Source organism: Glaciecola sp. SC05 (assembly GCF_041380235.1).
GTDB lineage: Bacteria > Pseudomonadota > Gammaproteobacteria > Enterobacterales > Alteromonadaceae > Glaciecola.
Map to the genome: position 1 here is coordinate 74577 of NZ_JBGIYY010000019.1, position 10641 is coordinate 85217.

9 protein-coding genes and 1 pseudogene are annotated in these 10641 nt (G+C 43.6%); 4 read left to right on the forward strand and 6 right to left on the reverse strand.

Annotated features, from left to right (window positions below; genetic code table 11):
• Positions 1 to 1245, forward strand: coding sequence for a malic enzyme-like NAD(P)-binding protein (locus tag AB9H30_RS16090; protein ID WP_371195737.1), 1245 nt, complete (start codon positions 1 to 3; stop codon positions 1243 to 1245).
• Between the two features lie 111 nt (positions 1246 to 1356).
• Here the strand turns inward: AB9H30_RS16090 and ahpF are convergent, their stop codons facing one another.
• From ahpF to AB9H30_RS16110, 4 genes are all read right to left on the reverse strand, one after another.
• A complete protein-coding gene (gene ahpF, locus AB9H30_RS16095; protein WP_371195738.1) occupies positions 1357 to 2955 on the reverse strand; it encodes an alkyl hydroperoxide reductase subunit F in 1599 nt (532 codons plus the stop codon).
• A 203-nt stretch (positions 2956 to 3158) separates the two neighbouring features.
• The gene (gene ahpC / locus AB9H30_RS16100; protein ID WP_371195739.1) at positions 3159 to 3728 is read right to left on the reverse strand and encodes an alkyl hydroperoxide reductase subunit C; all 570 of its coding nucleotides are present in this window, start codon (positions 3726 to 3728) and stop codon (positions 3159 to 3161) included.
• 251 nt (positions 3729 to 3979) lie between these two features.
• On the reverse strand, positions 3980 to 4198 hold the full coding sequence (locus tag AB9H30_RS16105; protein ID WP_371195740.1) for a hypothetical protein: 219 nt from the start codon (positions 4196 to 4198) through the stop codon (positions 3980 to 3982).
• A gap of 1 nt (position 4199) precedes the next feature.
• Positions 4200 to 4562 (reverse strand): hypothetical protein, encoded by a 363-nt coding sequence (locus AB9H30_RS16110; protein ID WP_371195741.1) that lies wholly within the window; start codon positions 4560 to 4562, stop codon positions 4200 to 4202.
• 57 nt (positions 4563 to 4619) lie between these two features.
• On the opposite strand from AB9H30_RS16110, the gene AB9H30_RS16115 reads away from it, so the two are divergent.
• Both AB9H30_RS16115 and AB9H30_RS16120 read left to right on the forward strand, forming a co-directional pair.
• Positions 4620 to 6041 carry an NAD(P)-binding protein gene (locus AB9H30_RS16115; RefSeq protein WP_371195742.1) on the forward strand — a complete coding sequence of 474 codons (1422 nt, stop codon included), beginning with the start codon at positions 4620 to 4622 and terminating at the stop codon, positions 6039 to 6041.
• 87 nt (positions 6042 to 6128) lie between these two features.
• Complete coding sequence (locus AB9H30_RS16120) at positions 6129 to 6917, forward strand: SDR family oxidoreductase (protein ID WP_371195743.1); 789 nt, start codon at positions 6129 to 6131, stop codon at positions 6915 to 6917.
• Between the two features lie 938 nt (positions 6918 to 7855).
• On the opposite strand, the gene AB9H30_RS16125 is transcribed toward AB9H30_RS16120, so the two are convergent.
• Positions 7856 to 8320 carry a hypothetical protein gene (locus AB9H30_RS16125; protein ID WP_371195744.1) on the reverse strand — a complete coding sequence of 155 codons (465 nt, stop codon included), beginning with the start codon at positions 8318 to 8320 and terminating at the stop codon, positions 7856 to 7858.
• A gap of 194 nt (positions 8321 to 8514) precedes the next feature.
• Between AB9H30_RS16125 and AB9H30_RS16130 the strand changes: the two genes are divergently transcribed.
• Positions 8515 to 10146 (forward strand): methyl-accepting chemotaxis protein, encoded by a 1632-nt coding sequence (locus tag AB9H30_RS16130; protein ID WP_371195745.1) that lies wholly within the window; start codon positions 8515 to 8517, stop codon positions 10144 to 10146.
• A 97-nt stretch (positions 10147 to 10243) separates the two neighbouring features.
• Here the strand turns inward: AB9H30_RS16130 and AB9H30_RS16135 are convergent.
• Positions 10244 to 10641, reverse strand: a pseudogene (locus AB9H30_RS16135) (hypothetical protein); the annotation flags it as partial.

Consider the following 10641-nt stretch of genomic DNA (forward strand, 5'->3'; position numbering starts at 1 on the left):
ATGTCCGATTTTCGTCAAAAAGCTCTAGATTATCATGCCTTTCCTACCCCAGGAAAAATCAGCGTTGAACTTACCACACCAGCTGCAAACGTAGACGATTTAGCACTGGCCTACAGCCCAGGTGTTGCCGAACCTGTCAAAGAGATAGCTGCAGATCCCAATGCTGCGTACAAGTATACAGCGAAAGGTAATTTGGTAGCGGTAATCTCAAACGGTACTGCCATATTAGGCCTCGGCAATTTAGGTCCCTTAGCCTCTAAACCCGTCATGGAAGGCAAAGCACTATTATTTAAGCGCTTTGCTGGACTAGACTCTATCGACATTGAAGTTCAGCACCGCACCACTGAAGAGTTTATCAATACCGTCGCCAATATCGCCGATACCTTTGGCGGCATTAACTTAGAAGATATCAAAGCGCCTGAATGCTTTGAAATCGAAAAAGAACTGATTAAACGCTGCAAAATCCCTGTCTTTCACGATGATCAACACGGAACTGCTATCGTAACGGCGGCAGGTATGCTGAATGCTTTGGAAATTCAGGGTAAAAAAATTGAAGATGTACGCATCGTCTGCTTAGGCGCTGGCGCAGCCGCGGTGGCCTGTATGGAGCTACTAATTAAATGCGGTGCCCAACGCGAAAAAATCTATATGCTTGACCGTCAAGGCGTCATTCATACCCGCCGTGAAAGCCTTACAGAGCACAAAGCACTGTTTGCTAATAATACCGACAAACGTACCCTCGAAGATGTGATGCAAGGTGCTGATGTATTTTTAGGTGTATCCGGCCCCGATCTTTTGCCACCTGAAGCGTTGACACTGATGGCCAAGAACCCAATTGTGTTTGCTTGTTCAAATCCAGATCCAGAAATCAAACCAGAGCTTGCCCATGAAGTACGTAAAGATTTGATTATGGCGACTGGGCGCTCAGATTACCCTAACCAAGTTAACAATGTACTGTGCTTTCCTTTTATCTTCAGAGGAGCACTCGATGTGCGCGCCAGCGTCATCAATGACGAGATGAAAGTTGCGGCAGTAGAGGCCTTAAGAAGCGTATCCAAAGAGCCGGTACCAGAAGAGGTATTGACAGCCAGTAACACCAAGAGTTTAAGTTTTGGGCGCGAATATATCATTCCAAAGCCCATGGATCCTAGGCTTTGTCGACGCATCGCAACAGCAGTTGCACAAGCGGCTATTGACTCTGGCGTTGCGCAAATCGAAAGTTTACCGAAAGATTATTTAGCCTAAGTATTAAGGCGCTGAAAAAACCAGTGAGCACGTTTCATATGTTTAATAATGAAACGTGCTCCATTGATAATATATGATACCAACATTACTGGACTTATGTTATCGAGCTGCTTAAGCCGCTTGTTCTGCGCTTTGTTGCTCGTCAACTTCTAATGGATTCATCAATAGGTAATCAAAGGCCGCTAGCGCTGCTTTTGAACCCTCTCCCATTGCCACGACAATCTGCTTATACGGCACGGTGGTAACGTCACCACAAGCAAAAATCCCTTCTTCGCTCGTTAAGCCTTTTTCGTTGATTATGATTTCGCCATACTTCGTTAAATCAACTATCCCTTCAACAACCTTTGAATTTGGCACCAGGCCAATTTGAACGAAAATGCCATGAAGCGCTTGCTGTTTGACTTCATCGCTTGTGCGGTCAATATACTCAATTGCATTTACCTTTCCGTTTTCAGCCAAGATTTGCTTAGTGGCTGCGTTTGTCACGACTGAGATATTACTGCGCTTCGCCATTTGGTCAACTAACACCTTATCGGCTTTAAGTTGAGGCAAAAACTCATACACAGTGACTGACTTAACAATACCCGCCAAATCAAGTGCAGCCTCTACGCCACTGTTACCGCCGCCAATTACGGCAACATCTTTACCTTTATAAAACGGGCCGTCGCAATGCGGGCAATATGCAACACCGTTACCAATGTTCTCGTCTTCTCCTGGTACATTTAGCTTTCTCCAGTTTGCGCCGGTTGCAACGATGAGCGTGCGAGTTTGCAAAGTTTCACCCGAGCTCAAATGCAGAGTCTTGATATCGCCCTTCTCAATTTTTTCAACACGAATATGCTCTTTTAACGTGACCTCATATTCGTTAAGGTGCTTCATTAGTGAGCCCGTTAACTGCGGACCGGTCGTGGACGGCACTGAAATCAAGTTTTCAATTCCCATGGTGTCTTTCACCTGACCACCAAAGCGATCGGCAATGACAGTTACCTTGAGCCCCTTGCGCGCTGCATAAATGGCAGCGGCAACACCTGCTGGACCGCCGCCTATAACGGTGACATCCTGCATGGGTAAGCTCGGCTCGTCGTTACTCGCTTCTAGTATTTCTGGTGCCACTTTACCTAACTTTTCAAGGATGCCGGCGATCTCGACTTTACCGCTAGCAAACACCTCACCGTTTAAGAATACTGTTGGCACGCCTTGGATTTTGTTTTGCTCAACCAAGTCGGGATAAACCGCACCGTCGATCATTTCAGCGCCAATGTTATCGTTAAGCAGTGCAAACTGATTCATAGCTTGGACAACATCTGGACATGCATGACAGCTAAGGCTGATGTAAACCTGAAAATCGAGTTTTTTCTTTACTTTCTTAACCATGCTCTGAATACTCTCATCGAGTTTCAGCTTGCTACCACCGGCCTGCAGAATAGCGAGTATGAACGAGTTAAATTCGTGTCCGCCTGGCACACCTGAAAATTGTATACCGGTGAATTTGCCCTTCGCTTCTATCGCGAAAGTGACAGGTGAACGTAATTTGCTCTGCGTATCTCGCTCAACCAGTTCGATTTTGTCAGACAAATCAGAGATTTGCGAAAGCATGTTTTTTAGCTCATCACGCTTCGAATGCTGACCGGTTTGTAGCACTAAGGTCACATCGTTGCTTAAATCTTTAAAATAACCTTTAAGGGCATTTAATATATCTTGGGTTAACATATGTTACTCCTATTGTTGCTCGCTCATAGCACTCATATACGCTGGTATTTAGGGTAGCATTACCCCTGAGTGTGCATTGAGCAGTCTCATAAATTCAAATGGGTGGGAATAAAAGGTTGTGGACTCAAAATAGACCACAATCGTTTATTCCCAATGTGACTCGCAGACTATTCTGCGAGTCGGACATCAGGTCTAAGTAATACTTAGATTTTACCTACTAGGTCAAGACTTGGTGTCAATGTCGCTTGACCTTCTTCCCATGCTGCTGGGCACACTTCGCCGTCGTTATTTGCTACATACTGAGCAGCTTTCACTTTACGAAGCATGTCTTTTGCGCTACGACCAATACCTAAGTCATGTACTTCAGCAACTTTCACAATACCTTCTGGGTTTGCTAAGAAAGTACCGCGCAACGCTTGACCAGCTTCTTCAATCATCACGTCAAAACCGCGTGCTAACTTAAACGTTGGGTCGGCAAGCATCGGGTAAGTTACTTTTCCAATTGCGTCAGAAGCATCATGCCAAGCCTTATGTACAAAGTGAGAGTCTGTAGACACAGAATAAACTTCTACACCAAGACCGAGCAGTTCGTCATGGATTTTAGCCATATCTTCAAGTTCTGTAGGGCATACAAAAGTGAAATCAGCAGGATAAAACAAGAAGATTGACCATTTTCCTTTTACGTCTTCGCTAGTGATCGTTTTAAATTCACCGTTATGAAACGCTTCTACAGAAAAGTCAGGGATCATCTGGTTTATAATTGACATGTTCAATATTCCTCTTTTGGTTAGGTTTGTTAGAATTAACGTGTTTGTTTACGTTGATGTATAAGATATAGATGTTTTTGTTGAATTTAAATTGAAAAGAAACGATGCACCTAATCAGGTTTATCGATTAGTTACATATTTATTGTTCTGTTTTTAGAATGACTCTCATCATTCAGCTCATTCAACTGCATGATCTGAGCCTTAGACATAAGTACTGTAATGCTTGACTAGACGTATTTATACAGTATCTATGAAGACTAGGCTTCTCCACTTAGCAGTAAATCTCGCCGCTTTAGAATGGCACTGATTTCTCTAGTGCGAAGCCACTCGCTTTGCGTAAAGGTAATGTTACCTAAGTGGCGGTCTTGGTTACTCACCAAATAATCAAATAAATCCATCATTTGGCGCTGGCGCTGATAGTTACAAAAGCCATCGTAGCGAATGCCCTTTTCTTGCATTTGATTGGATGAAATCAAATCATTCGTGAGGATTGATGCTGCGTCTTATCGGCACTGAAGCTGCTTGCACTTCATCTGACGTTGTTGCATTAATAAATCGCCATGGCACCGACTCAGTTTGCGCAGTGCGCGCCTCAAAAATATGCGCATAAATAGGATGACCGCCGTACGCCTCTTTTAGCATACCGGTGTCAATCATGATGAGCTTGTTATCAAAGCGCTGCCTAACCGTGCTGCCCGTTGTATGCCCTACCCATAGAGTGGACGCTTGCATAGACTCTAGGGCCTCGTTAAGCACCTGCTCTTCAAAAAGAGGGTGGCACATTGTATTGCCACGATACCAATTAGGGCTATCTGCTGAAAATGGTTTACTAAGTAACAATACCTAAGGATACTGACCACAAATAAAAACGATACATTTCAGCAACAAGGAAACGATATGCAAGCAATAGAATATCAAGACTGCAGCGCGGACTATTTAGTGGTGGGCGCAGGTGCCAGCGGTATGGCGTTCGTCGATACTCTGTTGGCTGAATCTGATGCAACGGTGATTTTAATCGACAATCGACACAAGCCCGGTGGGCATTGGAACGATGTGTATTCCTTTGTAACCTTGCATCAGCCGTCATCGTTTTATGGCGTTAATTCTAAAGAGTTGAGCAAAGGTCAAATCGACCAAGGAGGACTGAATAAAGGTTTAAACGAGCTTGCTTCTGGCTCAGAGGTACAGGCTTATTTTGATAACGTCATGCGTGATACCATTTTGCCTAGCGGACGGGTGCGTTATTTTCCTATGTGCGAATATTTGGGCAATGGACGGGTCAAACACTTAATTAGCGGTGTTGAGTTTACTGTTGAGTATCATAAAAAAATGGTCGACTCGACTTACTATAAAACGGCTATTCCTTCTACCCACCAACCCAAATTTACAATGGAAACTGGATTGCAGCTCGTTCCACCAAATACTCTGCCCCAACTCTTGAGCAAAGCCGAACACGGCTATCAAACGTTTACGGTGTTAGGAGGCGGGAAAACCGCCATAGATACCTGCCTATGGTTATTGCAAAACCAAGTGCAAGCACAAAATATAACTTGGTACATGCCCAGAGATGGATGGCTAATCGATCGCGGCAATATTCAACCAAGCAAAGCTTTTTTTAGCACATTCGCCCATGCCCAAGCTTGTCAATTGGAATCCATCGCTGAATCTACGTCTGTTAGAGATATGTTTGATCGCCTAGAAAAATCAGGCGTGATGATGCGCATAGACAAGAACGTTGAGCCAGAAATGTTCCACGGAGCGACAGTATCAAGAGCTGAACTTGCCCTACTGCAAACCATAAAAAACGTGGTTCGAAAAGGTCGAGTCAGCCATATCGCTAGAGACCAAATTACCTGTGAGTTAGGCACGCAGGTTCCAGCTAAAGATACTTTGTATATAGACTGCACAGCAAGCGCAATTACTAACTTAGACATTCGCCCTGTATTCGAAGATGACCTTATTACTCTGCAAACCGTAAGAGCATATCAACCCACCTTCAGTGCTGCATTTATTGCTTACCTTGAAATAAGCTATGACAATAACGAGAAAAAGAATCAGTTAAGTAAAGTAGTTCCACTACCCAATACAGTAGATGATTGGGTTGAGCTAACTTATCGCAATATGATGAATCAGTTTTTTTGGTCTAAAGAGCCTCGGTTAAAAAAATGGATGATTAATCAGCGCCTCGACGGATTCGGCAAGCTCATGCGAAGCGTCAGGTTTTATGAATTTAGCAAGCTAAAAATATTAAACCGTATGCGAAAAGCTGCAAAACCGGCGGTTAATAAACTTAAAAGCTATCGCCAAGTAAGCGATTGATTTAGTCTTCATTTGTGAATCAATCCCACGCGATGTTTAAGCTAAACATCCTATACAACTTACTCTTATTAACCAGGAGAACTCAACTTGAATATTTCAACACTCTTTTCCCTTGAAGGCCGCATTGCATTAGTAACTGGTGGTTCACGCAACCTTGGCAAAACTATTGCTAAAGCCTATATAGCCCAAGGAGCGACGGTTTACATCAACTCTCGTAAAGCAACAGACTGTGATGCAACCGCAGAAGAACTCGGACCAAAGTGCCACTCCCTGCCACAGGATATATCTTCTGTAGAGGGGGCGCGTGCCTTAGCAGAAGCGCTAGCTGAGAAAGAACAAAAACTCGATATTTTGGTGAATAATGCCGGCGCAGCATGGGGCGCCTCTTTTGAGGACTTTCCTGAAGCAGGTTGGGATAAAGTCATGGACTTAAATCTGAAGTCGCCGTTTTTTCTCACTCAAGCACTCTATCCCTTGCTAAAAGCCGGCGGTAAAAATGGCGTGCTCGCAAAAGTAATCAATATTACGTCTATTGACGGGCAGCGCTTAAATCCGTGGGAGACCTATAGCTATCATGCATCTAAGTCGGGCTTAATTTATCTCACTAAACGCCTAGCTGCCAGGCTGGTGCGCGATAATATTGTGGTAACTTCAATCGCGCCAGGGGCCTTTGCGTCAGATATGAATACGCAAGCAAGAGACAACAGCGCCTCGGTCGGCAAACATATTCCTTTAGGTCGCATAGGAACTGAAGAAGATTTAGCGGGTACCGCCATTTATCTTGCCAGCCGAGCCGGCGATTACGTGGTAGGCGACACTATTACCTTAGATGGCGGTATTGTGCATGCGTCTCTTGGGCAAATAACAGATGACTAGCTCACTGTTGTTATAAGCAAATATGCTGATAAAGTGACTGATAGCGCTACGTGGCAAAAGGCCGGTGCGAAACCAACTGTTTTGCATCGGCTTACTTTGTCTTATGCTCAGACTTAAAGGCCTTCAAAAAAATCAACGATAACGCTATCGAAATCTGCAAAACCAGAAATATCGTTGCGCCCCGTTTTTTCAATAATGAACATGTCAGCCTTGTCTTTTCCAAGCTTTTAAAGCATGCGCCGTGAATGACTCAATGAAATCAACCTATCGCGGTCAACCCCTATAATTAACACCGCTGCGCTCACAGGACGATTTGCAGCAAGGTACTTAGTTGGGCTTCGACTGTTAATTTGCACCTAGCGCAATATGCCGCGCTTTTGCATGGCTACACTATACCAAAGCAGTAAAACCGCCACTAACCATAACCACCAAGGCGTTTTTACGTTCATCAGGTTTCTCCATCTTCGCAATTCGCAAAATTTAGGCCTTAGAGCACTATAAACCTCATGCTGTTAAGGTTCTAGTTTTTACTTACTTCCATCAAATACACCTTTGAATTACGCATATAGTTGTACATTTGTTTCTTTATGGATGGCCAGGTTTCAATGCTCTGCTCCTCAAACCCATGCAGTCTCGCCGCTGGCGTCATCAGCACTTTAACCCCTTCATATAGTCCAATATCTATGCGACTTGCGCCTAGCTTGGTAGCTACTGCTTGATTAAAAAATGAGAAGTAATGCTCGCTGGCTGCCCACGATTGTTAATGCCGATCAGATGCACTCATAAAGCCAAAAGGCCATAGTCGAGAGTGAAACCGCCTACCGAGCAGTGCGCCCCTATGGAGGTATGCGCATTGAAGACAATGTGATTGTGCACAAAGAGAGTAATGAGAAGATGACCAGAGCACTCGGAATATAGGGCTGCTTAATTCTGCAGTTTTAAAACATAAGAATAAATGCCACTCCAGCGACAAACGCAATATCACCATCAATCAAATCAATATCAATCGTCGGCGCTATTTCAAATGCATCATTGACTGGATATTCATAGGCTATGGCAAAACGCAAGAGGTCTTTGTTTTTTCCATAGTCGCCTCCAATACGCTCTTGACCGGGACCAAATCCTAATTTTATATGCTCAACAGGATGATAAAATCCCATAACGGTCCAAATGCTTACCCCGTCACCTTCATGTCCTTCATTGATCCGTTCAAGTGCACCGCCGATTCCCCATTTATTAGATACACGATATTCATACTCTAAGCCTAAGGTAAAATTGGTTTCTCCATCAAATTTTGTGGAACCAACAAAAATGCCTGGATAGTGCTTAGCCCCATTAGCGGCATTGGTTGCAGGAACCCAAAATACATAAATGAGCAAAGAAATTGTGAGTATTAGCTTCATAGCGGAGCACCGTTGTAATAAAGATTGTTACCTACAACGTTTGTCGGCTGAATAGCAAAACACTGAAGGGCTAACGAATGTCTGAAAAATTTTAATGAAAATGTAGTCAAGCTACCAGTTTGAATGTCGATATCAATTTAATGATTTTTTCAAAGTGAAAGCCCAAGCATCGTTGTGATCCGAGGTAAATGAATATGTGGTTTAGAAAATTTTCAATTAAGCAAAGACTAAATTTAATGGTTGGCCTGATATTCATAGCATTGATGGCAATATCGCTCAGTACTTTGAGTAGCTATCGCGACAAATTGGTTGAAACGAAAAAACGAGAAACACAGTCTGTCGTGGAAACAGCACACAGTTCTGTTAAATCTTATTATGATAGAGCGCAAGCTGGTGAGTTGAGCGAAGAAGAAGCGAAAAAACAGGCGCTGCAATTATTAAATGATTTGCGATACGAGGACGGCAATTATTACTGGGTTCAAGACAGTTTTCCTAGAATGATTATTCATCCCATGAATGCTGGGCTCAATGGTAAAGATTTAACAAACAATACAGATAAAAACGGTTTTGCCTTTTTTACAGAAATAGGCCAACGAGCGCCTATAGAGAAACAAGGTTTTATTAGCTATTGGTGGACACTACCGGATTCAACAGAAATTGACGAAAAAATTTCTTATTTCAAAGAATTTTCTGAATGGGGTTGGATAATTGGCTCAGGCCTGTACATCACTTCGGTAGACGCCAGCTACCGAACGATGTTCATACAACTAATGGTAGAAACCGTTGTGGTTACTCTTATCATTGCTTTTGTGGGCTATATTATTACCCTAAGTATCAATAGGCCTATTCAGTCAGCGTCAGATAGAATGGAAGATATAGGCTCAGGTGAAGGGGATTTAACTAAGCATCTTGATGATAGCGGAAATGATGAAATCTCTCGGCTGTCGTCCCATTTTAATGTGTTTACTTCAAAAATGCGTGAGCTTTTAATAGAGGTAGAGAGCTCCTCAAAGGCCGTGTTTGAAAATGCCGAAAAAGTCGCCATCGCTAGTGGCCGTTCTTATTCTAGAACACAATCTCAAAGCGATAGTGCTTCTTCAGTTGCGGTTGCAATGGAGCAAATGACTACCAACATCAAGGAAGTCAGTGTAAGTGCTAGCAATGTAGAAAAAGCTACCCTTGAAGCCCAAGAAAATGCCATTGGCGGCAAACAGTTGGTTGACGCTACAATTACAGAAATAAGTAAACTGGCGTCAAACATTGAAAACATTAGCAATGTTATTACCAATTTAGCTAAAGACAGCGAAGACATTGGCGCTGTATTGGATGTGATACGCGGTATTGCTGAACAAACTAACCTACTCGCCCTCAACGCGGCTATTGAGGCGGCACGAGCAGGTGAACAAGGCAGAGGCTTTGCAGTAGTTGCCGATGAAGTAAGAACGCTTGCTAGCAGAACAGCGCAAAGTACAGAAGAAATTCAACGTATGATTGAACGCTTGCAATCTCGCGCGGTTGAAGCTGTTGGTGCAGTGAAAAGTAGTCAAGAAGCCTTTGCAAAGACCAGTGACCAAGCAGGTTTAGCTGGCGACTCATTGTCTTCAGTGGATGCATTAATGGAAAAGTTAAAGGACATTACATCGCAAATTGCTGCCTCAACTGAACAGCAAGCAGAAGCTGCCAATGAGGTAAACTTCCGCGTAAACGAATTGTCATCAATGTCCTCTGAGGCTCTGTTAACCACTAATGAGCTTACCGACACTAGCCGCGAATTGAAATCGAGTAGTGAAGGTATGACACATACTATATCGAAATTTAAACTCTAATAGTCAGACGGTTTAAGTAAAATCGAAGACTTTATTCCCACTTAGCGAGTATTTCGCTGTGGGATGTTCGCAGTACCTATGAATATTTACGCTATCGTTAAGATGAGCAGCTATAGTGCGAAAGGCCACCCACGCCAAATACATCAAGCGGTGTTAGTGCATAGTATTTTGCCTCAACCTCTTTCGATTGTTCGTCGTAGGGCCGGGTCATCACCTCCTGTAATTCTCGAACCAAGGCATAGTCGCCTTGGCCGGCTTGTTGATAGGCGGGCGCCACAAGCCATTCTCTTAGTGTGTACTTTGGATTGACGCTTTTCATGTGTTTACTCAGCTCATCAACAGACATTAACGAGGCCTTTGGGTCGGTTTTAATGGTGGCTTTCCAATGTTCAAGCCACCTTGTCCATCGTGTTTTGAGCTCTTGTATATTTGCTGTGGTCGCTTGCGACTGTAAATCGGTGTAGAAGGTTTTTGCAATACCACTGATGTCGCTTG